Origin of the sequence: Sphingomonas sp. LR60 (assembly GCF_036855935.1) — a bacterium.
Classification (GTDB): domain Bacteria; phylum Pseudomonadota; class Alphaproteobacteria; order Sphingomonadales; family Sphingomonadaceae; genus Sphingomonas.
Map to the genome: position 1 here is coordinate 1,507,639 of NZ_JASPFK010000001.1, position 26,313 is coordinate 1,533,951.

General features: G+C 67.1%; 25 protein-coding genes and 1 tRNA gene. 12 read left to right on the forward strand and 14 right to left on the reverse strand.

Features of this window, described 5'->3' with window-relative positions; translation table 11 throughout:
- The first annotated feature begins 168 nt into the window (after positions 1–168).
- Positions 169–1,071, forward strand: coding sequence for a glycoside hydrolase family 16 protein (locus QP166_RS06875; protein ID WP_333915253.1), 903 nt, complete (start codon positions 169–171; stop codon positions 1,069–1,071).
- A 325-nt stretch (positions 1,072–1,396) separates the two neighbouring features.
- Here the strand turns inward: QP166_RS06875 and QP166_RS06880 are convergent.
- The 3 genes from QP166_RS06880 to moaA form a co-directional block, all read right to left on the reverse strand.
- Positions 1,397–1,471: transfer RNA gene (locus QP166_RS06880), tRNA-Asn, on the reverse strand.
- A 76-nt stretch (positions 1,472–1,547) separates the two neighbouring features.
- Positions 1,548–2,327: an NAD kinase gene (locus QP166_RS06885; protein WP_333915254.1), complete on the reverse strand. Its 780-nt coding sequence runs from the start codon at positions 2,325–2,327 to the stop codon at positions 1,548–1,550.
- The gene (gene moaA / locus QP166_RS06890) at positions 2,324–3,334 is read right to left on the reverse strand and encodes a GTP 3',8-cyclase MoaA (RefSeq protein WP_333915255.1); all 1,011 of its coding nucleotides are present in this window, start codon (positions 3,332–3,334) and stop codon (positions 2,324–2,326) included. Before moaA ends, QP166_RS06885 begins: the two co-directional genes overlap by 4 nt.
- Positions 3,335–3,507: 173 nt before the next feature.
- Between moaA and QP166_RS06895 the strand changes: the two genes are divergently transcribed.
- On the forward strand, positions 3,508–4,011 hold the full coding sequence (locus tag QP166_RS06895) for a diguanylate cyclase domain-containing protein (protein ID WP_333915256.1): 504 nt from the start codon (positions 3,508–3,510) through the stop codon (positions 4,009–4,011).
- A complete protein-coding gene (locus QP166_RS06900; protein WP_333915257.1) occupies positions 3,924–5,114 on the forward strand; it encodes an SgcJ/EcaC family oxidoreductase in 1,191 nt (396 codons plus the stop codon). The genes QP166_RS06895 and QP166_RS06900 overlap by 88 nt, the downstream gene beginning before the upstream one ends.
- Before the next feature lie 100 nt (positions 5,115–5,214).
- Here QP166_RS06900 and mfd read toward each other — a convergent pair whose 3' ends face one another.
- Both mfd and QP166_RS06910 read right to left on the reverse strand, forming a co-directional pair.
- Complete coding sequence (mfd, locus tag QP166_RS06905) at positions 5,215–8,670, reverse strand: transcription-repair coupling factor (RefSeq protein ID WP_333915258.1); 3,456 nt, start codon at positions 8,668–8,670, stop codon at positions 5,215–5,217.
- Between the two features lie 203 nt (positions 8,671–8,873).
- Positions 8,874–9,149, reverse strand: a complete 276-nt coding sequence (locus QP166_RS06910; protein ID WP_333915259.1) for an FAD assembly factor SdhE — start codon at positions 9,147–9,149, stop codon at positions 8,874–8,876.
- 73 nt (positions 9,150–9,222) lie between these two features.
- On the opposite strand from QP166_RS06910, the gene recG reads away from it, so the two are divergent.
- Together recG and QP166_RS06920 are read left to right on the forward strand one after the other, a co-directional pair.
- A complete protein-coding gene (gene recG / locus QP166_RS06915) occupies positions 9,223–11,277 on the forward strand; it encodes an ATP-dependent DNA helicase RecG (protein WP_333915260.1) in 2,055 nt (684 codons plus the stop codon).
- A gap of 142 nt (positions 11,278–11,419) precedes the next feature.
- Complete coding sequence (locus QP166_RS06920; protein WP_333915261.1) at positions 11,420–11,857, forward strand: DMT family transporter; 438 nt, start codon at positions 11,420–11,422, stop codon at positions 11,855–11,857.
- Positions 11,858–11,871: 14 nt separating this feature from the next.
- Here the strand turns inward: QP166_RS06920 and QP166_RS06925 are convergent, their stop codons facing one another.
- From QP166_RS06925 to serS, 6 genes are all read right to left on the reverse strand, one after another.
- On the reverse strand, positions 11,872–12,183 hold the full coding sequence (locus QP166_RS06925) for a PilZ domain-containing protein (RefSeq protein WP_333915262.1): 312 nt from the start codon (positions 12,181–12,183) through the stop codon (positions 11,872–11,874).
- 66 nt (positions 12,184–12,249) lie between these two features.
- Positions 12,250–13,476, reverse strand: a complete 1,227-nt coding sequence (gene tyrS / locus QP166_RS06930; protein WP_333915263.1) for a tyrosine--tRNA ligase — start codon at positions 13,474–13,476, stop codon at positions 12,250–12,252.
- A gap of 24 nt (positions 13,477–13,500) precedes the next feature.
- On the reverse strand, positions 13,501–14,118 hold the full coding sequence (locus tag QP166_RS06935; RefSeq protein ID WP_443027194.1) for a murein hydrolase activator EnvC family protein: 618 nt from the start codon (positions 14,116–14,118) through the stop codon (positions 13,501–13,503).
- Positions 14,076–14,624, reverse strand: coding sequence for a LysM peptidoglycan-binding domain-containing protein (locus QP166_RS06940; RefSeq protein ID WP_333915265.1), 549 nt, complete (start codon positions 14,622–14,624; stop codon positions 14,076–14,078). Before QP166_RS06940 ends, QP166_RS06935 begins: the two co-directional genes overlap by 43 nt.
- Before the next feature lie 9 nt (positions 14,625–14,633).
- Positions 14,634–15,404: a 5'/3'-nucleotidase SurE gene (gene surE, locus QP166_RS06945; protein ID WP_333915266.1), complete on the reverse strand. Its 771-nt coding sequence runs from the start codon at positions 15,402–15,404 to the stop codon at positions 14,634–14,636.
- Positions 15,404–16,681 carry a serine--tRNA ligase gene (gene serS / locus QP166_RS06950; protein WP_333915267.1) on the reverse strand — a complete coding sequence of 426 codons (1,278 nt, stop codon included), beginning with the start codon at positions 16,679–16,681 and terminating at the stop codon, positions 15,404–15,406. Before serS ends, surE begins: the two co-directional genes overlap by 1 nt.
- A 116-nt stretch (positions 16,682–16,797) precedes the next feature.
- Here serS and QP166_RS06955 point away from each other — a divergent pair, with 116 nt between their 5' ends.
- The 3 genes from QP166_RS06955 (at position 16,798) to QP166_RS06965 (ending at position 18,348) form a co-directional block, all read left to right on the forward strand.
- Positions 16,798–17,307, forward strand: a complete 510-nt coding sequence (locus QP166_RS06955) for a host attachment family protein (RefSeq protein WP_333915268.1) — start codon at positions 16,798–16,800, stop codon at positions 17,305–17,307.
- Positions 17,308–17,481: 174 nt separating this feature from the next.
- On the forward strand, positions 17,482–17,949 hold the full coding sequence (dksA, locus tag QP166_RS06960) for an RNA polymerase-binding protein DksA (protein WP_333915269.1): 468 nt from the start codon (positions 17,482–17,484) through the stop codon (positions 17,947–17,949).
- 87 nt (positions 17,950–18,036) lie between these two features.
- On the forward strand, positions 18,037–18,348 hold the full coding sequence (locus QP166_RS06965) for a PilZ domain-containing protein (protein WP_333915270.1): 312 nt from the start codon (positions 18,037–18,039) through the stop codon (positions 18,346–18,348).
- Between the two features lie 407 nt (positions 18,349–18,755).
- Here the strand turns inward: QP166_RS06965 and QP166_RS06970 are convergent, their stop codons facing one another.
- Genes QP166_RS06970 through purM form a run of 3 tightly spaced genes read right to left on the reverse strand, consistent with a single transcriptional unit; the run spans position 18,756 to position 20,682 of the window.
- Positions 18,756–19,028 carry an MmcQ/YjbR family DNA-binding protein gene (locus QP166_RS06970; RefSeq protein WP_333915271.1) on the reverse strand — a complete coding sequence of 91 codons (273 nt, stop codon included), beginning with the start codon at positions 19,026–19,028 and terminating at the stop codon, positions 18,756–18,758.
- A complete protein-coding gene (purN, locus tag QP166_RS06975; RefSeq protein ID WP_333915272.1) occupies positions 19,025–19,594 on the reverse strand; it encodes a phosphoribosylglycinamide formyltransferase in 570 nt (189 codons plus the stop codon). The genes QP166_RS06970 and purN overlap by 4 nt, the downstream gene beginning before the upstream one ends.
- Positions 19,591–20,682 carry a phosphoribosylformylglycinamidine cyclo-ligase gene (gene purM / locus QP166_RS06980; RefSeq protein ID WP_333915273.1) on the reverse strand — a complete coding sequence of 364 codons (1,092 nt, stop codon included), beginning with the start codon at positions 20,680–20,682 and terminating at the stop codon, positions 19,591–19,593. The genes purN and purM overlap by 4 nt, the downstream gene beginning before the upstream one ends.
- Positions 20,683–20,743: 61 nt before the next feature.
- On the opposite strand from purM, the gene QP166_RS06985 reads away from it, so the two are divergent.
- From QP166_RS06985 to QP166_RS07000, 4 genes are read left to right on the forward strand one after another with little or no spacing between them, the layout of a single operon-like run.
- Positions 20,744–21,973 (forward strand): heavy-metal-associated domain-containing protein, encoded by a 1,230-nt coding sequence (locus QP166_RS06985; RefSeq protein WP_333915274.1) that lies wholly within the window; start codon positions 20,744–20,746, stop codon positions 21,971–21,973.
- Entirely contained in the window at positions 21,970–22,590 is a 621-nt protein-coding gene (locus QP166_RS06990; protein ID WP_333915275.1) for an HdaA/DnaA family protein, read from the forward strand. Before QP166_RS06985 ends, QP166_RS06990 begins: the two co-directional genes overlap by 4 nt.
- The gene (locus QP166_RS06995; RefSeq protein ID WP_333915276.1) at positions 22,587–24,773 is read left to right on the forward strand and encodes an RNA degradosome polyphosphate kinase; all 2,187 of its coding nucleotides are present in this window, start codon (positions 22,587–22,589) and stop codon (positions 24,771–24,773) included. The genes QP166_RS06990 and QP166_RS06995 overlap by 4 nt, the downstream gene beginning before the upstream one ends.
- A 35-nt stretch (positions 24,774–24,808) precedes the next feature.
- Positions 24,809–26,257 (forward strand): Ppx/GppA family phosphatase, encoded by a 1,449-nt coding sequence (locus tag QP166_RS07000; protein WP_333915277.1) that lies wholly within the window; start codon positions 24,809–24,811, stop codon positions 26,255–26,257.
- Positions 26,258–26,313 lie beyond the last annotated feature (56 nt).

Sequence of the window (26,313 nt, forward strand, 5' to 3'; positions counted from 1 at the left end):
CCGCTTTACGAAACAATTTTCAAGACATGTTGCGCCGGGATCACTCAAGATTGCGACATACCGATGAATGGTGATGGTTGAAGTGAAAAATCCTTGCCAACCCGGCGGCGCTGCCTAATTGATTGCGGTCACGCCGCCGATGACGATTATACATCGAAAGTTCATTTTATGTTCATAGATCAGCTTCGATCTTCGATAAAGGCGCCACTGTCGCGTCGCAGCCTTCGGACTATTTTACTTGCGCCCGTATTCTTCGCAGCGACAGCACAGGTTGATCCGGCGCCGCGTGGCGAAGCTGATTGGTCAGCAGAAAAGCAGGGCGAGGCGCTGGATCTCGGCAAGTCGAAGCAGGTTTTTGCGGAGGAGTTCTCAAAGCCGGTTTCGCTGGATGGTCCGGTCCTTTTTGCCAAACAGCATGCCGATTATGGCCGGGCAGGCTTTGATCCTCCAGGTGGAGCAGCTTATGCTTTTCGCGACGGAGCATTGGCTTTGCGGGTATATAGCGACGGCCAGCGGATGCGGGGCGCGAACGTGCAATCGGTGTCGTCCGCGCAATCATATACTGGAGCACCTATCGTGCCGGGACGGCAAGGTTTCACGTGCGCGGGATGCTATTGGGAGGCGCGTCTCCGGTTCCCGGAAGCGCGTGGCACATGGGGTGGTTTCTGGCTCCTTACGCCCGATGATCCCCGGAACCGCGGCCATTTGGAGGTAGATGTCGTCGAATATTACGGCATCGGCGACGAGCGCGGCCTGCATCATTCGCTGCACCGCTGGCGACCGAAGGAACTTGGCGGGCACACACGACAGAGCGACTATGTCAGAATGCCTGAGATCGCAGATTTCGGGTGGCATACTTACGGCGTGGACCTGCGTGGCTCGTCGTCGAACGATGCCAAGCAGCAGGCGGTCTTCTATGTCGATGGGAAAGAGGTGCGGCGCGTTCCGGTGGACGATGAGTTTCTCAAGAAGCCGTTCTACTTCCTCAATACGTTGACGATCAGCGCCAAGAAGCAGGAAATAACTCTCCCACAGGAGCTGTTGGTAGATTATGTGCGTGTCTGGCACTGATAGATAATCACATCGGATGTTCCTAGATCGCGATCGGCGCGCCGAGCGGCCGCCTTCGCGATCTGTCAACCTTAGACGCTAAAGCTTTTCTGGCGCGGTCGACGCGGAGATAAGGCTCCGTCCGAGCTTTGGCAGCAAACCTTCCATTACCGCTGCGAGGAAGACGCGAGGCTGTGACGCCTGGCTGGCGGGACCGATCTCGATGCCGACGCACTGACCGCCGCCACGGCAAAGCCCAAAGCGCAAAATGTCGAGGGGTGCGTGATAACAACGTATGAACCTTCTCTCCTGTCTTCCGAAAGCGTCGGAAAACCGTGAGAAAACGTGGCTCCCTGAGTAGGATTCGAACCTACGGCCGCTCGATTAACAGTCGAGAGCTCTACCGCTGAGCTATCAGGGAACGTCGTTCAACGTCGTGGAGGGGGTCTATAAAGCCGGATTTATACCGCGCAAGACCCTTATTTCATCTTTGCGACTTATGCGACGAACTGCTCCATGGTGATGCGGTCGTCGAGCGCATGTTCCGGGTCGAACAGCAGCGTCAGCTCGCGTGCGCGGTCCATCGCAATATCGACCTGCGCGACGTTGCGGATTTCGCGCTGATCCGCGACCGCCGACACCGGACGCTTGCCGGCCTCCAGCACGCGGAGCGACACGCGCGTCTTGTCGGGCAGGATCGCGCCGCGCCAGCGCCGCGGCCGAAATGCGCTGATCGGGGTCAGCGCCAGCATCTGCGAACCGAGCGGCAGGATCGGGCCATGCGCCGACAGATTGTACGCGGTCGATCCCGCGGGCGTAGCGACGAGGATGCCGTCGCACGACAATTCCTCCAGTACGATCCGATCGTTGATCCGTACCTCCAGCTTGGCGGTCTGTCGCGTCTCGCGGAGCAACGACACTTCGTTGATCGCGGGCAATGTATGCACGCTGCCGTCGAAACCGGTTGCGGTCGCCGTCAGCGGGGTGACCTTGAAGGCGCGCGCGCGCTCGATCCGTCCATCGAGATCGTGGCGCCGCCATTCGTTCATCAGGAACCCGACGGTGCCGAGGTTCATCCCGAACACCGGCACGATCGCCCGCCGCCGCTCCAGCAACAGGTGCAGCGTCTGAAGCATGAAGCCGTCGCCGCCCAGCGCGACGACGAGATCGGCCTCCTCGAGCGGGCACCAGTCCCACGCGTCGGCGAGTTCGGCACGCGCGGCCTGCGCGGTGGCGGTAGGCGAGGCGACCAGCGCCCGCCGGGGATAGAGGCTCATCCGCCGGTGACGCTCATGTGCCGTGCGACCGCCGGGCCTTCGTCGCGACCGATGCGGAAATCGTGGCGGCGGGGCTTGGTGGTCAGCGCATCCTCAATCGCCGCATCCAGCCCAGCGACGCCGCCGTCGCGCAATGCCGCACGCAGGTCGCGGTGATCGTCATGGCCGAGGCAGGTATACAGCCGCCCCTCGGTGGTCAGGCGTACGCGGTTGCACCCGTCGCAAAAATTCTGCGTCAGTGGCGAGATTAGCCCCAGCCGCGTCGCGCTGCCGTCGACACTCCAGTAACGCGCAGGACCGCCGGTCTGCGCCGCATCGGGCGCCAGCGTGAAGCGCGCATCGAGCCGCTCCTTCACGACCGTCAACGGCAGGAAACGATCGGTACGATCCTCGTCGATCGCGCCCATCGGCATCGTTTCGATCAAAGTCAGGTCGTGCCCTTCCGCGACACACCAGTCGAGCATCGTCGCGATCTCGTCCTCGTTGACGCCTTTCAGCGCGACCATGTTTATCTTGACCGACAGCCCGGCCTCTCGCGCGGCGGCGATCCCGTCGAGCACCTGCGCGACATCGCCATGGCGCGTGATGCGGCGAAAGCGATCGGGGTCGCGGCTGTCCATGCTGACGTTGAGCCGGCGTAGCCCGGCGTCGTGCAACGCCGCGGCATGATCGCGCAGCCGCGTGCCGTTGGTGGTCATCGTCAACTCGTCGAGCGTGGAGCCGACATGGCGCCCGAGACGCTGGACGAGCTGCAACACGTCGCGCCGCACCAAGGGCTCGCCGCCTGACAACCGCACCTTTCGCACCCCCCGCGCGATGAAGCGCTCGGCGATGATCGCCAATTCCTCCAGCGTCGCGATCTTCTCGCGCGGCAGGAACGTCATATGCTCTGCCATGCAATAGCGGCAGCGCAGGTCGCAGCGATCGGTAACCGATACCCGCAAGTATCGGATGGTACGGCCGAAGCCGTCGATGAGCGGCGCGGCCGTGTTGCTGGTCTGGATCATTGCCGTCACAACGCGTGACGCTATTGAGTCGTTCAACATCCGGCAAGTTCGGATTGCCGTCTCGTGAACCACCACCTAGGTTTAAGGCTATGGAGCGTCAGACACGAACCATGCAACGCGCGGCCGGACGGCGCCGGGGCGAGCGCATCGCGAGCGCGGAACAGCACCAGTTGATGGCGTCCGCCGATGACGGCGTGACCGCGATCACCGCCGCACCGACCAGTTTCGAGATCGTCAATGCCGCGTACGGCCGGACGACCGGCGACCAGTTGGTCGAGGCGATCGACGAGCGGCTGAGCGACGCGCTGGCCGATTATCAGAGCGCGGCGGTGCGCAGCGGCGCAACCTTCACGATCGTGGTGGTGGGCGACGCGCGACTTGGCGATGCGGCGGTCGATTCCGTCGAACGCGCGCTGGAGCAGCCGTTCACGATCGGGAACGAGACGATCCACCTCGGCGCGCGGATCGGCGTGGCGCGGCGCACCGATCAAGAGGCGCTCGACCATCTGCTCCGCCGTGCCGCCGAAGCGCTCGCGCACGCACGCGCCAGCGAGGGGGTGACGACGCGCGTCGCGACCGAGGGCAGGGGGTGCCGATCGCCGCGCTCGCGGCGGATTTGCACCGGGCGATGGAGCGGCAGGAGATCGATGTCCGCTTCCAGCCGCAGGTGCATCTGATCGACGGCCGGATCGTCGGGGTCGAAGCGCTGGCGCGCTGGCATCATTCGCGATTGGGTGAGCTGGGTGCGGAGACGTTGCTGGCCGCCGCGGATCGCGCCGGGCTGGGCGTCGCGCTGTCGGATCACGTCCAGGCGCTGGCGCTTCGTCGCGCGGCGGAATGGCCCGATTTGCTGTCGGGGCTGCGGATCGCGGTCAATGTCACCGCCACCGATCTGTCGCGTGCGCCGTTCGTCAGCCGCTTCCTCGCTCGCGTCCATGAAGCCGGGATCGCGCCGGGGCGCGTCACCGCCGAGGTGACCGAGGGGGCGATGATCGACAATCTGCGTGCCGCGGGTGTTGCGCTGGCGGCGCTCCGTGCCGCGGGCTGTCGCGTCGCGCTCGACGATTTCGGCACCGGCTATTCCAGCCTGTCCTATGTCGCATCGCTGCCGCTCGATTACATCAAGATCGACCGCAGCCTGACGCAGGCGGCGGTCAGCGACGCGCGCAATCGCGTCGTCTTGCAGGGCGTGCTGTCGATCGCCGACGGTCTGGGGCTAGAGACGATCGCAGAGGGCGTCGAAACCGAGGCGCAACGCCTGTTGCTCGCGGCGCGCGGCTGCACCTTCTATCAGGGCTTCCTGTGCGCGGGGCCGCTCGACGATGCCGCACTGATCGAACTGGTGCGTCGCGGCGCGGGCAAGGGAAGTGACATGATGCCGATCGTCCCGATCCTGATCGCCGCCGCTGCGGCCGCCACGCCGCAGGCGGCGATCGACGCGGCGATGGCGGACAGCGCGGCGGGCTGGAACGCCGGCGACCTCGCGCGCTTCACCGCCATCTACGCGCCCGACGCGGTGTACGTTGCGGGTGACAAGGTCGTGCGCGGGAAGGCGGCGATTGCCGAACGCTATGCGCGCAGCTTCGCCGACGGCGGCAACACGCGCGGGAAGCTCAGCTTCCAGCCGATGGCGTGGCGTCCGCTCAGCGCGGTCCATGTCCTCCATGTCGCGCGCTGGACGCTGACGCCTGCCTCAGGGGTGCCGCAGACCGGGCTGACGACGCTGCTGTTCGAGCGCCGGAAAGACGGCTGGAAGATCATTTCCGACCACAGTAGTTAGGTCCACGTTTCGGCTCGGGATCGTCATTGCGCGTAACGATGCAATTCAGGGCGTCTTGGTCCGACCCTGGATTGCTTCGCTACGCTCGCAATGACGTTGGTTACCCCGCCGCTTTGGCCAGCCCCTTCGACAATTGCAGTGCGCCGTGCAGCCGCGCCTTGGGGTCGGCCCACGCACGCGTCAGTGCCAGCTTGCTGTCGGGGCGCAGCTTCGCGATGCCACCCAGCTTGTCGACATAGGCGAGCAGCCCGGCGATGTTTGGCGGCTTGTCGTCGTGGAATGCGACCAGCGCGCCCTTCGGCCCGACGTCGAGCTTGGAGACACAGGCCTTCTTGGCGTTGAGCTTGATCTCCATGATCTTGACCAGATTGTCGGTCGCTTCGGGAAGCGGACCGAAGCGGTCGATCATCTCGGCGGCGAAGGCGTTCAGCCCCTGCACCTCGTCCACCTCGTTGAGGCGGCGGTACAGGCCCATCCGCAGGTCGAGGTCGGGGACGTATTCCTCGGGAATAAGGATCGGCGCGTCGACGCTGATCTGCGGCGAGAAGTCGCGCTGGCGTTCGCGCAGGCCACCCGCCTTGGCCTCCAGGATCGCCTCCTCCAGCATCGACTGGTAGAGTTCGTAGCCGACCTCCTTGATATGCCCCGACTGTTCGTCGCCGAGCAGATTGCCCGCGCCGCGAATGTCGAGGTCGTGGCTGGCGAGTTGGAAACCGGCCCCCAGCGTGTCGAGGTCGCTCAGCACCTTGAGCCGCTTTTCCGCCGCCTCCGTCATCTGCCGCTCGGGTGGTGCGACCATATAGGCATAGGCACGCGTCTTCGATCGCCCGACCCGCCCGCGAAGCTGGTACAGTTGCGCGAGCCCGAAGCGGTCGGCGCGGTTGACGATCATCGTATTGGCGGATGGAATGTCGATGCCGCTCTCGATGATCGTGGTCGAGACCAGCACCTCGAACTTCTTGTCGTAGAAGGCGGACATCCGCTCCTCGACTTCGGTCGGCGCCATCTGGCCGTGCGCGACGACGTAGCGGATCTCGGGCACCTCGCGGCGGAGGTAATCCTCGATATCCGGCAGATCGGCGATCCGCGCGGTGACCAGGAAGCTCTGCCCGCCGCGATAATGTTCGCGCAGCAACGCCTCGCGCAGCACGACCGGGTCCCACGGCATGACATAGGTGCGCACCGCGAGACGATCGACCGGTGGAGTCTGGATCACCGACAGTTCGCGAAGCCCGCCCATCGCCATCTGGAGCGTGCGCGGGATCGGCGTCGCGGTCAGCGTCAGCATGTGGACGTCGGCGCGTAGCGTCTTGAGCCGCTCCTTGTGAGTGACGCCGAAACGCTGCTCCTCGTCGACGATCACCAGCCCGAGCCGCTTGAAGTCGATGGTCTTCGCCAGCAGCGCATGGGTGCCGATGACTATGTCGATCGTGCCGTTGGCGACGCCTTCCTTGACCTTCTTCGCCTCGCTGGCGGTCACCAGTCGTGACAGACGGCCGATCTCGACCGGGAACCCCTCGAAGCGGGCGCAGAAATTCTGGTAATGCTGGCGCGCGAGCAGGGTGGTCGGGCAGACGACCGCGACCTGCATCCCGGCCATCGCCGCGACGAAGGCGGCGCGCAGCGCGACCTCGGTCTTGCCGAAGCCGACGTCGCCGACGATCAGCCGGTCCATCGGCTTGCCCGCGGCGAGGTCATCCAGAACGTCGCTGATCGCGCGGTCCTGATCGTCGGTTTCCTCATAGGGGAAACGATCGACGAAGGCGGGGTAGCCGCTCGCATCCGGCTCGGCGACCTCGCCGGGGCGCAGCGCGCGTTCGGCGGCGACCGCGATCAAGGTGCCCGCGATCTCGCGGATGCGCTCCTTCATCTTCGACTTGCGGCGCTGCCATGCCTCGCCGCCAAGTCGATCGAGGCTCGCCCCTTCCTCCGACGAGCCGTAGCGGGAGAGGACTTCGAGGTTCTCGACCGGGATATAGAGCTTGTCGCCGCCGGCATATTCCAGCGCCACGCAATCGTGCGGCGCCTTGGCGACCGGCACCTGCGTCAACCCGACATAGCGGCCGATGCCGTGATCGGTGTGGACGACCAGATCGCCCGGCGAGAGCGTCGCGAGTTCGGCAAGGAAGGCGTCGGCGGACTTGCGGCGCTTGGCGCGGCGGATCAGCCGGTCGCCGAGCATGTCCTGTTCGGTCAGGACCGCGACGTCGGGAGCGGCGAACCCATGATCGAGCCCGACGACGGTCAGTGCGACGCCGCGATCCGCTGCCCCAAGCGCGTCCTGCCATGTATCGGCCAGCCGTGCGCCGACCAGTCCGTGATCGTCGAGCAGCGTCTTCAGCCGATCACGCGCACCGACCGAATAGCTGGCGAGGATCGGCTTGCGGCCATCCTTCTTCAGCCGCGCGACATGCGCGACCACCGCTTCATAGACGTTGGCCTGATTGGCGCGCTCGGGCGCGAAGTCGCGTGGCCCGTCGACCTGGAAGTCGAGGACGGTCGAGGATTCGGGTTCGTGGAACGGCGTGACCAGATGCGCGGGCATCCCGGCCACCTCGGCGCGCCATTCCTCCTCGTCGAGATAGAGCGTCTTGGCGGGCAGCGCGCGATAGCTGCCCGGTTCTGCCGCCTCGGCGCGCTTCCGGTTCTCGTAATAATCGGCGATCGCATCGAGCCGACCCTCGACCGCGGCCGGGGTGCCCGCGTCGCGCACCACCACGGCATCGTCACCGAGATGGTCCCACAGCGTCGCCAGCTTTTCCTCGAACAGCGGGAGCCAATGCTCCATCCCCGCCAGCCGCCGGCCTTCGCTGACCGCCTGGTAGAGCGGATCGCCGGTCGCGGTCGCGCCGAACTTCTCGCGATATCGGGTGCGGAAACGCTTGACGCTGTCGTCGTCGAGCAGCGCCTCGGACGCGGGGAGCAGCACGAACCCGTCGAGCCGCCCGGTGGTGCGCTGGTCGCCGGGATCGAACGTGCGGACGCTCTCGATCTCGTCGCCGAAGAAGTCGAGGCGGAGGGCCTGTTCCTCGCCGCTGGGGAACAGGTCGACGATCCCGCCGCGCACCGCATATTCGCCGGCATCGTGGACGGTGTCGGTGCGGACATAGCCGTTCGCCTGCAACAGCGCGCCGAGCTTGTCGCGATCGATCCGCGCGCCCGGCTTCAGCTCGGCAACCAGCTGCCGGATGCGGAACGGCGTCAGCGTCCGCTGCGTCAGCGCGTTGACCGTGGTCAACAGGAGCTGCGGCCCGGCCGGCTTGTGTTGCAGGCGGTGCAGCGCACCGATCCGCTCCGCCATGACGCGCAGCGTCGGCGAGGCGCGGTCGTAGGGGAGGCAGTCCCAGGCCGGCAGTTGCACGACCTCCAGCTCGGGCGCGAAGAACGGCGCGGTCGCGGCGATGCTGCGCATCTGCGCCTCGTCGGCGGCGACGAACACCGCACGGCGCGTCGCGGCACGCGCGAGATCGGCGAGCAACGACGGGAGGAAGCCGCCGGGAACGCCCGAGAGGGTGAGCGGGACGGTGGCGCGGAGGATCGTGGAAAGGTCGGGCATTCTATCTCCCCCTCCCTTTCAAGGGAGGGGATTATCGGGTCGAAATGTCCCCCGGACATTTCTGATCCATGCCGGGGGCATGGATCACCCGATCATGGTGGGTGGCGTCCGGGTGGTACGGGGAGAACAAGAGTGGGGCGACCGTATCGTCAAGCCTCGACCCACCCCAACCCCTCCCTTGAAAGGGAGGGGCTAACGGCACGTCACATCCCCGTGTCGAGCACCGTCACGAAATCGACTCGCCGCATCGTCTGCATCATCTCGCCCTCCCATTCCGCCGGACAGGGGAGCGAGCCGATCGCCCAGCCCATGATGTCGACGTCCTGTTCCTCCAGCAGCTGCTCGAACCAGTCCAGCTGCTCAGCGTTCCACGTCGCCCCGTGCGCATCGAAGAAGCCGCCGATCATCAGATCGGCCTCGCGCGTGCCGCGGTGCCAGGCGCGAAAGCGGAGGCGTTTCAGGCGGATGTCGTGATCCATGACGTGTCCAATGCAAAACGACCGGCGGGCGCTGGCGGCGGCCGTCGGGGCAGGGTATCGGCACCAGATAGTCATGCGACCCGATATCCTCAATCCGTTGTTCGCCGAGGTGGAGGCGCTGAAGGGCGTCGGGCCAGCGCTCGCCAAGCCGCTCGATCGGCTGGCGATCGCCCGCGTGCTCGACCTGTTGTTCCATCTTCCCTCGGGGTGGGTCGACCGCTGGCCGCGCGACGAGCTGATGCAGAGCGACGTCGGGCGGACGATCGCGATCACGCTGACCCCGACCGATTATCGCACCAGCAGCAGCCCGCGCGCACCGACGCGGGTCGTGGCGCGCGACGCGCACGGCAACACGGTGGCGCTGGTGTTCTTCGGCGGCGGCTCCGGGCGGGTGCGCAAGTTGCTGCCGTTGAACGAGCCGCGTCGCGTCTCGGGTCGGCTCGACCAATACGGGCAGGACCTGCAGATGGTACACCCGGAGGTGGGTGGCGAGGACGATGACTTCCGCGAGCGCGAGGCGATCTATCCGCTTACCGAAGGGATGACCTCGCGACGGCTCGGCGCGCTGGTCGAACAGGCGTTGGCGCGTGCCCCCGATCTGCCCGAGTGGATCGAGCCGAGCCTGAAGGCACAACGCGACTGGCCCGCATGGCGCGAGGCGATGACGCGGCTCCACACCGATCCTGCCGACGCCGTGGCGCGCGCGCGGCTGGCCTATGACGAGGTGTTCGCCAACCAGCTTGCGCTGTCGATCGTCCGCGCCGACACGCGCAAGCGGCGCGGGCGGGCGTTGCAGGGCGACGGACGGCTGCGCGACATGCTGCGGCTGCCGTATCAGCTCACCGGTGCCCAGGCGCGCAGCGTTCGTGAGATCGAGGGCGACCTCGCACAGAGCGCACCGATGCTGCGGCTGCTGCAAGGCGATGTCGGCTCGGGTAAGACGCTGGTCGCGGCGATGGCGATGCTGATCGCGGTCGAGGCCGGCGCGCAGGCCGCGATGCTCGCGCCGACCGAAATCCTCGCGCGCCAGCATTATGAGACGCTGCGGCGGACGCTGGCGGGGCTGCCGGTCGAGATTGCGGTGCTGACCGGGCGCGACAAGGGACGCGTGCGCGAGGCGACGCTTATGGGGCTGGCGGATGGCTCCATCCATATTCTCGTCGGCACACACGCGATCTTCCAGGAGGCAGTCAGCTATCGCGATCTCGGGCTGGTGGTGGTCGACGAACAGCATCGCTTCGGGGTTGCGGAGCGAATGCTGTTGCAAGCCAAGGGGCGCACCCCGCCACACCTGCTGGCGATGACCGCGACGCCGATCCCGCGCACGCTGACGCTCGCACTGCACGGCGAGATGGACCAGAGCCGGCTCGACGAGATGCCGCCGGGGCGAGAGCCGATCGAAACGCGCGTCTTGTCCGAGGAACGCGTCGACGAGGTCGTCAATGCGCTCGGCCGGCATCTGTCGGAAGGCAAACAGGCGTATTGGGTCTGCCCGCTGGTCGAGGAGAGCGAAACCAGCGACCTTCAAGCCGCCGAGGCACGCGCCGCCGCGCTGGCGAGCCGCTTCGGCGACCGCGTCGGGCTGGTCCATGGCCGCATGAAGGGGCTGGAAAAAGACGCGGTAATGGCGCGCTTCTCGGCGGGCGAGATCGGCGTGCTGGTCGCGACGACGGTGATCGAGGTCGGGGTCGACGTGCCCAATGCCACGCTGATCGTCATCGAACATGCCGACCGCTTCGGGCTGGCGCAGCTACACCAATTGCGGGGGAGAGTCGGGCGCGGCGGTGGGCGCTCGGTGTGCCTGCTGCTGCGTGGCGGGTCGCTCAGCGAGACGGCGCGCGCGCGGCTCGCGCTGATGCGGGAGACCAACGATGGTTTTCGCATCGCCGAAGAAGACCTGCGGCTGCGTGGTGCGGGCGAGTTGCTGGGGACGCGCCAATCGGGCGAGGCGATGTTCCGGCTCGCCACACCGGAGATGCTGTCGGACCTGCTGCCTGCCGCGACCGACGACGCGCGGTTGCTGATCGACCGCGACGGCGGGCTGAACGGCGCGCGCGGGCAGGCGGCGCGGATCCCGCTTTATCTGTTCGAGCGGGATGCCGGCGTGGCGCTGCTGCGGTCCGGATAACGAGGCGAGCCATGGGCTTGCTCATTCTCCACCCGTCGCCCTGAGCTTGTCGAAGGGGCTGCGACCGGGCACGTGCGTCGACAAGCTCAGCACGTACGGTGGAGCGCGATACGGGCGACGAGCGCTTCAGGAGATCAAGGGTTTGTCCGGACTGATACCGATCATCATCGTCGTGTTCGCGGGTCTCGGCCTCGCGATCCAGCCGCCGACCAATGCCGCATTGGCGCGGGTGTCGGGCTCGGTGTGGCTGGCGGCGTTGGTGTCGTTTACGGTTGGGACGGCGACGTTGCTGATCGTCTGGGCGTTCGATCGCACGCCGCTGTCGGCGCTGAAGGGCGCGCCGTGGTGGGCGTGGCTCGGCGGCCTGTACGGCGCTGCCTTCGTTGCGGCGCTCGCCTTTGCGGCGCCGCGGCTGGGGATTGCGGCGGCGCTCAGCATCGCGATCGCGAGCCAGTTGACCGCAGCGCTGACGCTCGACCATTTCGGCCTGCTGCAAGTGCCGCAGCAACCGGTGACCGTCACCAAACTCGCCGGGATCGCGCTGGTGCTAGTCGGCGTGGTGGTGTTCCGGCGGGGATGAGTCGCCCTTAGCGGCTACCGCATCGCCGCCAGTACGAACTGGTACAAGGCCGGCGCCACTTCCTGCGCGAGCTTGCAGCCGATCCGTCCGCCAAGCGCCCAGCGCACCTCGGCGGTGAAGCTGCCCGCCATCGGGAGGGTGACGGTGACGGCGTCACCGGGTGCGAACGCTTCGTCGCTACGCGCCATGAAGCCGTTGGGCGAGACGTTGACGATCGTCACCATCCGTGGCTCGCCGCTCGCGACGATCAGCCGTGTGCGATGCAGCGTCTCGTCGCGCGGTTCGACGCGGTCCTCATACGCTATCGTCGCCGATCGTACGGCCATGTCGTCCTCCTACGCTAACCCCGTGCTTATCGCCTGACCGAAGTTAACGTGGAGTGAGCAAAGACGTTAAGCGGGGTTCACCATCCCATGGTGCTTCTTGCCCGCGGAGATGCGCACCGGCGCGTCTCCGATGGTCACCACGGCGGCTTCGTCGGAGACCTTGTCGCCGTCGATCCGCGCACCGCCGCCCTTGATGAGCCGGCGTGCCTCGCCCTTCGATGCCGCGAAGCCGAGCGCCACCAATACGTCGACCAGCGGGGTCGCGCCCGATGCGGTCATCGATGGCAGGCCCGCGCCGCTCGCGCCTTCCTCGAAGGTCTTGCGCGCGGTTTCGGCGGCGTCTTCGGCAGCGGCGCGGCCACGGCACATCGCCGTCGCCTCGTTGGCGAGCACCTTCTTGGCCTCGTTGATCTCCGCGCCGCCCAGCGCCTCCAGTCGCGCAATCTCGTCGAGCGGCAGATCGGTGAACAGCCGCAGGAAGCGGCCGACGTCGCGATCGTCGGTGTTGCGCCAGAATTGCCAGTAATCGAAATGCGGCAGCTGATCCTCGTGGAGCCACACCGCGCCCGCCACGGTCTTGCCCATCTTCTCGCCCGAGGCAGTGGTGAGCAGCGGAGTCGTTACGCCGAACACCTCGGTGCTGTCCATCCGCCGCGCCAGTTCGACGCCGTTGACGATATTTCCCCATTGATCGCTGCCGCCCATCTGGAGCCGCACGCCCTCGCGGCGCGCCAGCTCGCGGAAGTCGTAGCCTTGCAGGATCATGTAGTTGAATTCGAGGAACGACAGCGATTGCTCGCGGTCGAGCCGCAGCTTCACCGAGTCGAAGCTGAGCATCCGGTTGACGCTGAAATGTTGCCCGACCTCGCGTAGGAACGGGATATATTCCAGCTTGTCGAGCCATTCGGCGTTGTCGAGCATCACCGCATCGCTCGAACCGTCGCCGAAGGTCAGGAAGCGGTCGAAGATGCGCTTGATGCCGGCGACATTGGCGGCGATCACCTCGTCGCTGTTCAGCTTGCGCGCCTCGTCCTTGAAGCTCGGATCGCCGATCTTGCCGGTGCCGCCGCCCATCAACACGACCGGCTTGTGCCCGGCCTGTTGCAGCCGGCGTAGCAGCATGATCTGCACCAGGCTGCCGACGTGCAGCGACGGCGCGGTCGGATCGAAGCCGATATAGCCCGGCACGACCTGCTTCATGGCCAGCGCGTCGAGCGCGGCGGCGTCGGTCATCTGGTGGACGTAACCGCGTGCGGTCAGCGTGCGGAGCAGGTCGGATTGATATTCGGTCATGATGGGCGTGTCGTTACACACACGTCAGCGGCGCGGCAATTGCGTGACCGGATCCACCGGCGAACGGCCGCGACGCAGCTCGAAATGCAGCTCCGGCTGATCGGCGAATCCGGTCGCACCGCTCAGCGCGATCACCTGCCCACGCGTCACCGCTTGCCCGCGCCGGACCAGCAACTTGCCGGCATGGCCGTAGATCGAGGTCCAATTCTCGCCATGCTTGACGATGACGAGCCCGCCCAGCGCGGCGATCCCGTCCCCTGCATAGGCGACCGTGCCTGCCGCCGCGGCTTTCACCTCGGTGCCGGAGGGCACCGCGATCTCGATCCCGTCGAAGCGCTCGCCGCTGCGTCCGACCCCGAAGCGCCGGACGATCTGCCCGGTCAGCGGCCAGACGAAGCGACCGGGCGCGGCGCTCGGCGGGGCGACGGGGATGGTGGCGGCGGGAACCTTGGTCGCGCCCTTTACGGGCCGCACCGGCGCGCGTCCGCTCGCCACCGCCGGCTCGCCGCCGGTCAGGATCGTGTCGACGTCGAGCGTGAAGGCGGCGGCGCGCTCGGCGGCGGAAGCGGGCTGCATCGGGATCAGCACGCGCTGCCCGGTCACCAGCACGAACGGCTCGCGCAGGTCGTTGGCGACAACCACCTGGCTCCATGGCACGCCGTAAGCGCGGGCGATTCCGATCCCGGTCTGCCCCGGATCGACGCGGTGATATCGCCCGCCGGGGATGACGAGCCGCTGCCCGGCGCGCAGCGCAAAGGCGGCGAGAGCGTGTTGCGGCGGGCAATCGCCTCGATCGAGGCTCCGGTCCGCTCGGCGATCGCGCTCAACGTATCGCCGGCCCGAACGACCACGTCCTGCGTGCGGACCAGCCGCGCATCCGGCGTGATCGGCGCCGCTTCCCACGCCGGGCGCGCCGCAGCGAGCTGCTCGACCGGTGCCCGTCGTTGCGGGCGGGAGGGACGAAGCGGATGTGGCGCCTCGACCGCCTGCTCCGGCTCGCGCTCGGGTGGGGGTTCGGCGGGCAGGTCGGGGGCGGGCAGGTCTGAGGCGGGCAGTGGCGCGGTGGGCGGCGGAGCGAAGCGCGGATCGGCGGGGATGCACCCCGCCAGCACCAGCAGCAGCGCCGCCGATTTCGCCGCTCGCCGCATCAAACCGCTTTACGCTCCGGCGAAGGCGTCGCCGAGCGCGGCAAGCGAGTCGTGCAGCGTCAGGTCGAGCTGGAGCGGGGTCACCGTGATCCAGCCCTGCGTGATCGTCGCCAGATCGCTGCCATCGTCGACGGCAGGCTTGACCCGGCCCATCGACAGCCAGTGATAGTCGAACCCGCGCGGATCGGTGCGGCGATCGAAGCGCACGCGCCCGTAATCGCGCAGGCCCTGCGGCACGACACGCACCCCCTTCACCTCGCCCGCCTCGGGCTCGGGAAAGTTGATGTTGACCACCGAGCGCGGCGCCCAGTCATGGTCGAGCAAGGGCCGCAGCACGCGCGCACCCCATTCCTCGGCCGCGGCGAACGAGACGTCCTCACCCGGCTCGCGCCGGCCGTAACGCTGGCTGAGCGCGACCGAGCGCACGCCCGCCAGCGCGCCCTCCATCGCCGCCGAGACGGTGCCCGAGTACATCACGTCCTCGGCGATGTTGCCGCCGCGGTTGACGCCGGACAGGATCAGGTCGGGCGGCGTGTCGCGCATCAGCTCGGCGAGCGCATACATCACCGCGTCGGTGGGCGTGGCCCCGACCGCAAAACGCTTCTCACCGAACTGCTTGACGCGCAACGGCCGCGTCAGCGTCAACGAGCGGCCGGTGCCCGACTGTTCGGAAGCCGGCGCGCAGACCCAGACGTCGTCGGACAGCTGCGCCGCGATCCGCTCCAGTACCGCGAGCCCTGGCGCGTGATAGCCATCGTCGTTCGAAAGCAGGATGCGCATCAGCGCGCGCCCAGCACTTCGAGGCCGCCGAGATAGGGACGCAGCACCTCGGGCACCGTCACCGTCCCGTCCTCGCGCTGATAATTCTCGAGCACCGCGACCAGCGTCCGGCCGACCGCCAGACCCGAGCCGTTGAGCGTGTGCACGAAGCGCGTGGCCTTTTCGCCCTCGGGGCGATAGCGCGCGTTCATGCGCCGCGCCTGGAAATCGGTGCAGGTCGAGCAGCTCGAAATCTCGCGATACCGTTGCTGGCCGGGCAGCCAGACCTCCAGATCATAGGTGCGCGCCGCAGTGAACCCCATGTCGCCGGTGCACAATTTCATGCGGCGATAGGCGAGCCCCAGCGCGTCGAGCGCACCCTCGGCGCACGCGGTCATGCGCTCATGCTCGTCCTCGCTCGCCTCGGGCGCGACGATCGATACCATCTCGACCTTGTCGAACTGGTGCTGGCGGATATAGCCGCGCGTGTCCCGACCTGCCGCGCCCGCCTCGGAGCGGAAACACGGCGTCAGTGCCGCAAAGCGTAGCGGCAGGACGTCGTGGCTCAGGATCTTCTCGCGCACGATATTGGTCAGCGATACCTCGGCGGTGGGGATCAGCCAGCGCCCGTCGGTGGTGCGAAACAGGTCCTCGGCGAATTTCGGCAATTGCCCGGTGCCGAATACCGCCTCGTCACGCACCATCAGCGGCGGGGCGACTTCCTCATAGCCATGCTCGCGCGTCAACCGGTCGAGCATGAACTGCCCGAGCGCGCGTTGCAGCCGCGCCGCATCGCCGCGCACCAGAGTGAAGCGCGCGCCCGCGATCGCCGCGCCGGTCTCGAAGTCGAGCCCCAGCGCTGGGCCGATCGCGTCATGCTCTCGCGGGGTGAACGCGAAGTCCGGTCGCTGCCCGCGTTCGTGGACGAGCTGGTTGTCGTCCTCGTCGGCGCCCTGCGGCACATCGGCGGCGGGAACGTTCGGCAAAGCGGCAAGCGCGGCGTCGAGCGCGCTGCCCGTCTCCGCCTCTTCGGTTTCGAGGTGCGGCAACCGCTCCTTCAGCGTCGCTACCTCCGCCATCAGCGCGGCGGCGGTGTCGTCGTCCTTCTTCGCCTTCGCGGCGCCGATCGCCTTCGATGCCTCGTTGCGGCGCGCCTGTGCGGTCTGCGCTTCGGTCGCGGCCTCCCGGCGGCGGCGGTCGAGCGAGACCAAGGTCTCGGCGCTGGCGGGAAGGCCACGCTTGGCCATCGCGGCATCGAAAGCGGCGGGATCGTCGCGGATCAGGCGGATGTCGTGCATGGCCGCGCTATGACCCCGCGCTTGGCCGGAGGCAACCCGGCTCCGCGGCGAGGCAACCCACGCCATGGACGCGGCGTTCTTCGTCCGAGACGCAACGAGCAGAAGGAGAAACGTCCATGCACGTCCCCCATAAATCGGTCGTTCTGGTCGCCGATGGTCGCAAGCTGCTGTTCCTGCGCAACGAAGGCGATGCCGACTATCCTAATCTGCAGGTGGAGCACGCCGAGGAGCGCGCCAATCCTGCCACCCGCGATCAGGCGACCGACGCCGCCGGCGGCGCGTCCTCGACGCAGAGCGGGGCAGGGGCGCCCAACGCCGCCCAGGGCGGCTCGGGCCATGCGCAGGGCGGTGGCGCGCAATTCGCCCCCTCGCGCGGCAGCTTCGAACAGACCGACTTTCACCAGCTCGAGGAAGACCGGTTCGCCGCCGACGCTGCCGATCTGCTGAAACGCCGCGCGCTGTCGAACGACTTCGAATCGCTGATCGTGGTCGCGCCGCCGCGCACCTTGGGCGAGCTGCGCAAACATTATCACAAGGAGGTGAGCGCCCGGCTGACCGGCGAATTGGACAAGGATCTGACGGGGCATCCGATTCCCGACATCGAAAAGGCGCTGCTCTCCGCCTGATCGTCGGCGTGCCGGCGGGGCAGCCCCGCCGGCCGCGATGTTCAGCCTTGCTACAGTTCGTATCGGGTAAGACCAAGTCATTCGCTTGTGGAGGATCGGTCAGGTGCTTATAGGCGCGCCCAAAGGGGCGTGCAGAGATGCTGAAGACATCCTTCACGTGGGCGGGAGAAGGTCATGGCGACGGTTATGAGTCAGGTCGAAGACGCGTTTGACGAGCCGGAGGCGCTCTCCAGCCCGATGCCGGATGGCTACCGCCCCAGTGCGGACGAGCCGTTCATGAACCCGCGCCAGCAGGCGTACTTCCGCCACAAGCTGCTCGCGTGGAAAGAAGCGATCCGACGGGAAGCGCAGGGCACGCTGTCCCAGCTGCAAGTCGATTCCCTGCGCGAGGCGGATCTCAACGATCGCGCATCGAGCGAGGCGGACTGGTCGCTCGAGCTTCGCACCCGTGATCGGCAGCGCAAGCTGATCGCCAAGATCGATGCCGCATTGCGTCGCATTGAGGAAGGCGAGTATGGCTATTGCGAGGTCAGCGGCGAACCGATCAGCCTCGGCCGGCTCGAGGCGCGCCCGATCGCGACGATGACGGTCGAAGCGCAGGAGCGGCACGAGCGCGCGGAGAAGGTGTCGCGCGACGATTGATGCGGATCTTTACTTTCCATCAATCAATTTGACATTATCGTCCGGTGCAACGAACGGGCGAGTATGATGGGGCAGTCGAGGCGCAACTTGGTTGACGAGCATAAGGCTGTGGGCAACCCCGACGAACGCGGCCGTGGCGATATCCTGCTGTCGGCGCGGATGCGGGTCCATGCCGAAGATGCCGGGTTTCTCGTGCGCATCCGCAACGTCTCGGCGGGCGGGCTCATGGCCGAACTTCCCCATCCTTTGCCGCCAGACAGCGCCGTAGAAATCAAGCTCGACGGTCTGGGTTGGGTCGCGGGAAGAGTCGTCTGGCAGACGGAGGGCCGAAGCGGGATCGCGTTCGACCATCCGATCGACGTTGCGATCGTCCACGAGGCCAGCAACGCCATCCGCTAAGTTTCCGCCGCGTTTGCAGTGGCTTAGGCGAACTTAATTCCGCTTGTTCTTGGCGGGCTTAGGGCGTCCCGAAGCCGGATCGGCTCAACCCGTTTCTGCGAGCGAAGCGACGCAAACCACAGCGGCGTCCTCCAAGCTGGATTGCCGCGTCGCCGCGCTCCTCGCAATGACGAAACCGCCTGATGTCGTCCGCCCTAGATCGTGATGAAGTCACCTTTGCCCGGCATCGTCATTGCGAGCGGAGCGAAGCAATCCAGAGCGTCCTGACTGTGGGCCCTGGATTGCTTCGCTGCGCTCGCAATGACGGCTCGAAGCAATTTCAAATCGATCTGCTCTAGGAAGCGGGATCCGGGATGACGACGTTCGGCCAAGCGCGACCGGCCGCCACCGCCCGCACTGGCGCTGACCTACCGCCCGCCGGCCTCCAGCAACCGCCTCGGCGCGGTCAACTCCCAGCTTCGCGCAACCCGATCCTCGACCAGCGTCCAGTCCGCATCGTCTCCCAGCGTGACCACGACATCCCCAGCCGCCTCACGCACGCGCACCGCAGGCGCCGAGCTTTCGACGACCTGCGCGAATACCTTCCCGTCGACAAGGAAGTCCGCACCCTCGTTCGTCGGGCGCTCCACCACCTCGGGCAACAGCAGCGCGATCGCGCGCACGCGTTCCACGGCGCTCATGCGCGGACGAACTTCTTGAGCATTGCCGGATACAATCGATGCTCCTCCACCAAAACCCGCGCCGCCAGACTCTCCGGCGTCTCACCGGCCTGTATCTCTACCTCGGCACGGCTCAGCACCTCGCCGCCGTCGAGTTCCTCGGTCACGACATGCACCGAGCATCCGCCGACGGCATCGCCCGCCGCGATCGCGCGCGCATGGGTGTCGAGCCCCTTGTACTTGGGCAGTAACGACGGATGGATGTTGATGATCCGCCCGCGCCACCGCGCGACGAACGCGTCCGACAGCAAGCGCATATAGCCCGCCAGCGCGATCCATTCCGCGCCCGCATCGCGCAGCGCGCGATCGAGCGCGTCTTCATACGCGGCCTTGCCGATCCCCTTCGGAGACAAGGCGAACGTCTCGAGTTCCTGCTCGCGCGCCCATGCCAGCCCGGCCGCGTCGGGGCGATCGGAGGCGACGAGCACGATCTTATACGCCTCGCCCTGTTCGGCGGCGAGCGCCTGCATGTTCGACCCGCGGCCGGAGATCAATACGGCGACCGGGGCTGGCGCGGGCGTGCTCATTGGTGGTGAGTCGCCGTCCAGTCGCTACGCGCGCTCCACGTCTCGGTGCTGCCCGTCACGGTGCAGCCACGCGCGCCGGCTTCGATCCGCCCGATATTATGGACCGTCTCGCCCGCCTCGCGCAGCGTCGCTGCGACCGCATCGGCCTGATCGGCCGCGACCACCACGGCCATGCCGATCCCGCAGTTGAAGGTGCGTGCCATTTCCTCGGGCTCGATCGCCCCCTGCGCTTGCAGGAACGCCATCAGCCGCGGCTGCTCCCACGCATCGGCATCGACATGCGCATGGGTGTCGCGCGGCAGCACGCGCGGAATGTTCTCGAGCAGGCCGCCGCCCGTGATATGCGCCAACCCCTTGATCTTGTGCGCACGCAGCAGCGGCAGCAGGCTGGCGACATAGATGCGCGTCGGGGCCATCAGGATGTCGATCAGCAACCGGTCGGCATCGAACAACGCCGGGCGGTCGAGCTTCCAGCCCTTGTCCGTCGCCAGCCGCCGCACCAGCGAGAAGCCGTTCGAATGGACGCCCGACGACGCGAGGCCAAGGATCACGTCGCCCGCGCCGATCGTCGCGCCGGTCAGCACGTCGCCACGCTCGACCGCGCCCACGCAGAAGCCGGCGAGATCATAATCGCCGGCCGCATACATCCCCGGCATTTCGGCGGTCTCCCCGCCGATCAGCGCGCAGCCGGCGATCCGGCAGCCCTCGGCGATCGAGGCGACGACGCTCTCCGCGACAGCATTATCGAGCTGCCCGGTCGCGTAGTAATCGAGGAAGAACAACGGTTCGGCGCCCTGGACTACGAGATCGTTGGCGCACATCGCCACCAGGTCGATCCCGACCCCCGCATGGCGATCCCATTCGATCGCCAGCTTCAGCTTGGTGCCGACCCCGTCGTTCGCCGCCACCAGCAGCGGATCGGTGAAGCCGGCGGCCTTGAGATCGAAGAAGCCACCGAACCCGCCGAGGTCGGCGTCGGCACCGGGGCGGCGAGTGGCGCGGGCCAGCGGCGCGATCGCGCGGACCAGCGCATTGCCGGCCGCGATCGACACGCCGGCGCTCTCGTAGGTGTAGGCTTCGTTGCTCATATGGCCCGACTAGCCACATCGCGCTTGGATTTCCACGCCTGCTTCGCCAAAAGACGTTCCGATGCGTCATCGCCTTCCGATCGCCCTTGTATTGACTGCGCTTGCCGCTGCGCTGGGCACGCGTGGCGTGTTCGCGCAGATCGAGGGAGGTGACCGGGGCGTCGCCGCGGTGGACAGTTCCAACGACTTCGAGGTGGCGGGCGTCCGCGTCGACGTCTCCGGCCCCAATGCCGAAGCGGCGCGACTGGCCGGCTGGCGAGAGGCGCAGCGCAAGGCCTATGTCCTGTTGTCGCAGCGCATGGGGGCGGGGGGCGGATCGCTTCCGGACGGCACGCTCGACTCGATCGTATCGAGCATCGTGGTCGAAGACGAACAGATCGGCCCGACCCGCTATGTCGCGCGGCTGGGTGTGCTGTTCGATCGTGGGCGTACCGCGGGCTTGCTGGGCGTGTCGGCTGCGGTCGCCCGCTCGTCGCCGTTCCTCGTCGTGCCGGTGCAATGGTCGACGGGCGTCGGCACCGTCTTCGAACAGCGGACCTTGTGGCAGGAGGCGTGGGCACGCTTCCGCACCGGCAGCAGCGCGATCGACTATGTGCGCCCGACCGGCACCGGGCCCGACTCGCTGTTCCTCAACGTCGGACAGACCCAGCGTCCGGATCGCGCCTGGTGGCGCACGCTGGTCGACCAATATGGTGCCAGCGACGTGCTGATGCCGAGCGTTCAGTTGTTCCGGCAATGGCCCGGCGGACCGGTGGTCGGCGTGTTCGAGGCACGCTACGGCCCCGATCATCGCATGTTGCAGCGTTTTTCGCTGCGTGTCGGTTCGACGGCGGGCATCCCCGCGCTGTTCGACGCGGGCGTTAAGCGGCTCGACGACGTGTATCAGCGGGCGTTGCGCGAGGGCTATCTCGGGCTCGATCCGGGGCTCAACCCGATCATGCCGGTCGCGGAGACGCCACCGGAGGAAGTGTCGGATCTGCTCGCCGACGATCCGACCTTGGCCGCACCGACGCTCGCGCTGACGATCCAATATGACACGCCCGACGTCGTTGCGGTCAACGGCGCCGAGGCGGCGTTGCGCGGACTGCCGGGCGTCTCCAGTGCCGCGACGACCAGCCTGGCATTGGGTGGCGTCTCATCGATGAACGTCACTTATGCCGGCACGCCGGAGGCGTTGCGCGCCGCTCTGGAGGCGCGCGGCTGGCAGGTGATCGGCACTGGCACCACGTTGCGCATCCGCCGTGCTGCACCGGCGCCGACTCCCAGCCCGCGGGTCGGAGCCGCGACATGAACCAGTTCGCGCTGCCGCTGGGGTGGGCGGCGGAGGAGCAGGGCGAGTTTCTGGTAGTCGAGTCGAATGCCCGTGCCGTGCGGATGCTCGAACATTGGGCGACATGGCCGGTGCGCACCGCGGTGCTCGCGGGTCCGCCTAAGTCGGGCCGCTCGCTGCTCGGGCGGATTTTCGCCGCACGTTCCGGCGGGTCGGTGATCGACGATGCCGAGACGGTCGACGAGGAAACGCTCTTCCACGCCTGGAATCGCGCGCAGGAGGAGCGGCGGCCGCTGCTGCTGATCGCCACCGCCGTGCCGCCGACATGGTCGATCGCCTTGCCGGACCTCCGCTCCCGACTGGCCGCCAGCCCCGCTGCCACGATCGACGCGCCGGAGGAGGCGCTAATGGCGACGCTGTTCGAACGCGGCTTCGCGCGCCGCCATCTGGACGCGCGCGCCGATCTTATCGCGTGGCTCACCGCGCGCACCGAACGGAGTCACACCGCCGTCATCGAGACGATCGATAGGCTGGACCGGGCTGCGCTGGCGGGGCGCCGTCGGCTGACGATCCCGTTGGCGCGCGAAACACTCGACATCGACAAGACCGCAAGGAACCGGAGCGACCTTCCATCATGACACGGCCCGTGAGTATCGCGCGTAAGGATGCCGAAGCCGCGCTCGATCTGGACGACCCGTTCGTCGAGCGCGACGGCAATCGCTACTTCAACCGTGAGCAATCGTGGCTGGCCTTCAACCGTCGCGTACTGGAAGAAGCGTGCAACCCCGCGCATCCGCTGCTGGAACGCCTCCGCTTCCTCGCGATTTCCGGCGGAAACCTCGACGAATTCTTCATGGTCCGCGTCGCGGGTCTCAAGGGGCAGCAGCTTCAGGACGTCGAGGCGCGCTCGGCCGACGGTTTGACTCCCGGACAGCAACTCGCGGCGATCGTCGAGCAGGCCGATGCCCTGATGGCCAGCCAGCACGCGGTGTGGCGCGATATCCGCCGCGAGATGGACGAGGCCGGCATCTCGGTGCTGGCCAGCCGCTCGCTGGAACGGCTCGACGACGAGCAGCGCGCGTGGCTCGACACCTATTTCCAGGAGCAATTGCTCCCCGTCATCACCCCGCAGGCGCTCGATCCCGCGCATCCGTTCCCGTTCATGCCCAACAAGGGCATGGCAGTGATGTTCGATCTGGTGCGCCGTTCGGACTCCGAGCCGATCCGCGAACTGGTGATGTTGCCCGCGGCGATGCCGCGCTTCGTGCGCTTGCCCGGCAGCGAACGCGCTTCATACGTCGCGATTGAATCGGTCCTCAAGCGCTTCTCACATATGCTTTTTCCTGGCTATGACGTGCTGGGGGCGGCGGAATTCCGGGTGCTGCGCGACAGCGATATCGAGATTGAGGAAGAAGCGGAGGATCTGGTCCGCTACTTCGCCAACGCGATCAAGCGGCGCCGACGCGGACGCGTCATCCGGCTCGAGCTGGAGACGGGAATGCCCGACGGGCTCGCGCAGGCGCTCCGCGAGGAACTGGGCGGTGCCGACACGATCATCACGGAAACCGGATCGTTCCTCGGCATGGGCGACCTGTCGTTGCTGGCGGACGAAGATCGCCCCGACCTGAAGTTCGTCCCGTTCACGCCACGTTTTCCCGAACGAATTAGGGAGTTTGGCGGCGATTGCTTCGCAGCGATCCGAAGCAAGGACATCGTCGTCCATCACCCGTACGAGACGTTCGATGTCGTACTGGCCTTCCTCAAGCAGGCCGCGAACGACCCTGACGTCGTGGCGATCAAGCAGACCCTGTACCGCGCGGGCAAGCAGTCGGCCGTCATCAGCGCACTGATCGCCGCTGCGGAGGCGGGCAAGTCAGTGACCGCGGTGGTCGAACTCAAGGCGCGCTTCGACGAGGAGCAAAACCTGCAATGGGCCAGCGCGCTGGAGCGGGCAGGGGTGCAGGTCGTCTACGGCTTCATCGAGTGGAAGACCCACGCCAAGGTGGCGATGGTGGTGCGTCGCGAGAATGGTAAATTCCGCACCTACTGCCACTTCGGGACCGGAAACTATCACCCGATCACGGCGAAAATATATACTGATCTCAGTTTCTTCACCGCCGATCCTCGCATCGGACGTGATGCCGCGCGGATGTTCAATTACATCACGGGCTATGTCGAGCCGGCCGGCATGGAGATGGTCGTGCTCAGCCCGCGCGCGTTGCGTGAGCGCTTGCTGGCGCGGATCGACGCCGAGATCGAGCATGTGCGCGCCGGTCGTGCCGGATCGATCTGGGCAAAGATGAATTCGCTGGTCGATCCGATCATCATCGAAAAACTGTACGAGGCGAGCTGCGCCGGGGTGGAGATCGACCTGATAGTGCGCGGGATTTGCTGCCTGCGGCCGAAGGTGCCGGGCATGTCGGAGAACATCCGGGTGAAGTCGGTGGTCGGGCGCTTTCTCGAACACAGCCGCATCGCTGCGTTCGGCAATGGTGCGCCGCTGCCGAACGACGGCGCGGTGGTCTATATTTCCTCGGCAGACTGGATGCCGCGCAATTTCGACCGCCGGGTCGAATATCTGCTCCCGCTGGAAAACGAGACCGTCCACGATCAGGTGCTCGACCAAGTGATGGTCGCCAATCTGATCGACAATGAGCAGAGCTGGGAGCTGGAGGCGGACGGCAGCTATGTCCGCGATACGCCCGGCGAGAAGCCGTTCAACCTGCACCGCTATTTCATGGTCAATCCGTCGCTGTCCGGGCGCGGCGCGGCACTGGACGGCGACGAGGTGCCGGTGCTGTCGTTGAGGCGCAAGCGTTGAGGTGGCCGAAGCGCGGGGCGGAAGAAGTGGATGCCGTGACCGCCGCCGAACCGCGTACCGCAATCATCGACATCGGTTCGAACTCGATCCGGCTGGTCGTCTATCAAGGCCCGCCACGGCTGCCCGCGATCCTGTTCAATGAAAAGGTGCTGGCAGGGCTGGGCCGCAGCCTCGCCGAAAGCGGGTCGATCGATCAGCAGGCGATGGCGCTCGCGCAGACGGCGCTGCGACGCTTCGCCGCTTTGGCTCACGCCATGGACGTCACCACGCTGCGCACCGTTGCGACCGCTGCGGTCCGCGATGCAAGCAATGGCGCCGACCTCATCGCCGTTGCCGAGGCGGCCGGGCTTTCGGTCGAGATCCTGCCCGGCGAAAAGGAAGCAGAGGCAGCGGGTTACGGAGTGCTCTCGGGCATTCCCGGCGCCGACGGCATCGTCGGTGACCTGGGCGGAGGCAGCCTCGAGCTGGTGCGGGTGCGGCGCGGCGAGTTGCTGGGACGCGCGTCCTTCCCGCTCGGCGTGCTGCGTATTCCGGCGTTGCGCGACAAGGGGCGGCTCGACCGGCGGGTCAATGCGTTGCTGGAGGAAAGCGGCTGGCTCGGCGCGGGCAAGGGGCTACCCTTCTATCTGGTCGGCGGATCGTGGCGCGCGCTGGCGCGGCTCGATATGGAAGCGACCCGCTATCCGCTGCCGGTGATCCACCAATATGCGATGTCGGAGGAGACGGTCACCCGCCTGCGCCGCACGCTCGCGCACGTCGGCAAAGCGCGCCTGAAGAACGTGCCCGGCCTGTCCTCAGGCCGTATCCCGACGCTCGCCGACGCCGCGGCGCTGCTCTCGGCGATGCTGAAGCACCTGCGCAGCAGCGGTACGATCGTCTCGGCCTATGGCCTGCGCGAGGGACTGCTCTACGAACGGCTTTCGCCGGCACAGCGCGCTGCCGATCCACTGATCGTCGCCGCGCGTGACGAGGGACGGCGCAGCGGACGGTTTCCCGAACATGGCGATTTGCTCGACCGCTGGATCGCGCCGCTGTTCGGTGACGATCGGCGGGCCGACGCGCGCTTGCGGATCGCCGCCTGTCATCTCGCCGATGTCGGCTGGCGCGCCAATCCCGATTTCCGTGCCGAACGTGGTGTCGAGATCGCGCTGCACGGCAATTGGGTAGGGATCGACGCGCGCGGACGCGCGATGCTGGCGCAGGCATTGTGGACCGCCCTCGGCGGGGCGACCGACAGTCCTGCGCCGCTGGTCGCGCTCGCGGGCGAGCCGGCGTTGCGCCGTGCGGTGCAATGGGGGCTCGCGATCCGGCTCGGCCAACGTCTCAGCGGCGGATTGGCGGCACCGCTGACGCGGGCGGCGATCAGCGTCGAGGACGGCGTCCTGCGGCTCCAGCCGGGGGACGCGGCGCTCTACGGCGAAACCGTCCAGAAGCGCCATCGCGCGCTCGCAGCGATGATGGGGATGCAGCCGGCAATGGCGTAAGGCCCGTCCGCAAAGGGGGCGATGGCATTCGAACATGACCGATCGCTCATCTTCCG

Coding starts and splice junctions, on each gene's coding strand:
- QP166_RS06910 (WP_333915259.1), bottom strand. CDS start 9,149: ATGGATCACGACATCCGCCTGAAACGCCTCCGCTTTCGCGCCTGGCAC.
- recG (WP_333915260.1), top strand. CDS start 9,223: ATGCGACCCGATATCCTCAATCCGTTGTTCGCCGAGGTGGAGGCGCTG.
- purN (WP_333915272.1), bottom strand. CDS start 19,594: ATGAGCACGCCCGCGCCAGCCCCGGTCGCCGTATTGATCTCCGGCCGC.
- QP166_RS06885 (WP_333915254.1), bottom strand. CDS start 2,327: ATGAGCCTCTATCCCCGGCGGGCGCTGGTCGCCTCGCCTACCGCCACC.
- QP166_RS06970 (WP_333915271.1), bottom strand. CDS start 19,028: ATGAGCGCCGTGGAACGCGTGCGCGCGATCGCGCTGCTGTTGCCCGAG.
- mfd (WP_333915258.1), bottom strand. CDS start 8,670: ATGCCCGACCTTTCCACGATCCTCCGCGCCACCGTCCCGCTCACCCTC.
- QP166_RS06995 (WP_333915276.1), top strand. CDS start 22,587: ATGACACGGCCCGTGAGTATCGCGCGTAAGGATGCCGAAGCCGCGCTC.
- surE (WP_333915266.1), bottom strand. CDS start 15,404: ATGCGCATCCTGCTTTCGAACGACGATGGCTATCACGCGCCAGGGCTC.
- QP166_RS06875 (WP_333915253.1), top strand. CDS start 169: ATGTTCATAGATCAGCTTCGATCTTCGATAAAGGCGCCACTGTCGCGT.
- dksA (WP_333915269.1), top strand. CDS start 17,482: ATGGCGACGGTTATGAGTCAGGTCGAAGACGCGTTTGACGAGCCGGAG.
- QP166_RS06925 (WP_333915262.1), bottom strand. CDS start 12,183: ATGGCCGTACGATCGGCGACGATAGCGTATGAGGACCGCGTCGAACCG.
- QP166_RS06985 (WP_333915274.1), top strand. CDS start 20,744: ATGCGTCATCGCCTTCCGATCGCCCTTGTATTGACTGCGCTTGCCGCT.
- QP166_RS06990 (WP_333915275.1), top strand. CDS start 21,970: ATGAACCAGTTCGCGCTGCCGCTGGGGTGGGCGGCGGAGGAGCAGGGC.
- QP166_RS06895 (WP_333915256.1), top strand. CDS start 3,508: ATGGCGTCCGCCGATGACGGCGTGACCGCGATCACCGCCGCACCGACC.
- purM (WP_333915273.1), bottom strand. CDS start 20,682: ATGAGCAACGAAGCCTACACCTACGAGAGCGCCGGCGTGTCGATCGCG.
- tyrS (WP_333915263.1), bottom strand. CDS start 13,476: ATGACCGAATATCAATCCGACCTGCTCCGCACGCTGACCGCACGCGGT.
- moaA (WP_333915255.1), bottom strand. CDS start 3,334: ATGATCCAGACCAGCAACACGGCCGCGCCGCTCATCGACGGCTTCGGC.
- QP166_RS06955 (WP_333915268.1), top strand. CDS start 16,798: ATGCACGTCCCCCATAAATCGGTCGTTCTGGTCGCCGATGGTCGCAAG.
- serS (WP_333915267.1), bottom strand. CDS start 16,681: ATGCACGACATCCGCCTGATCCGCGACGATCCCGCCGCTTTCGATGCC.
- QP166_RS06940 (WP_333915265.1), bottom strand. CDS start 14,624: ATGCGGCGAGCGGCGAAATCGGCGGCGCTGCTGCTGGTGCTGGCGGGG.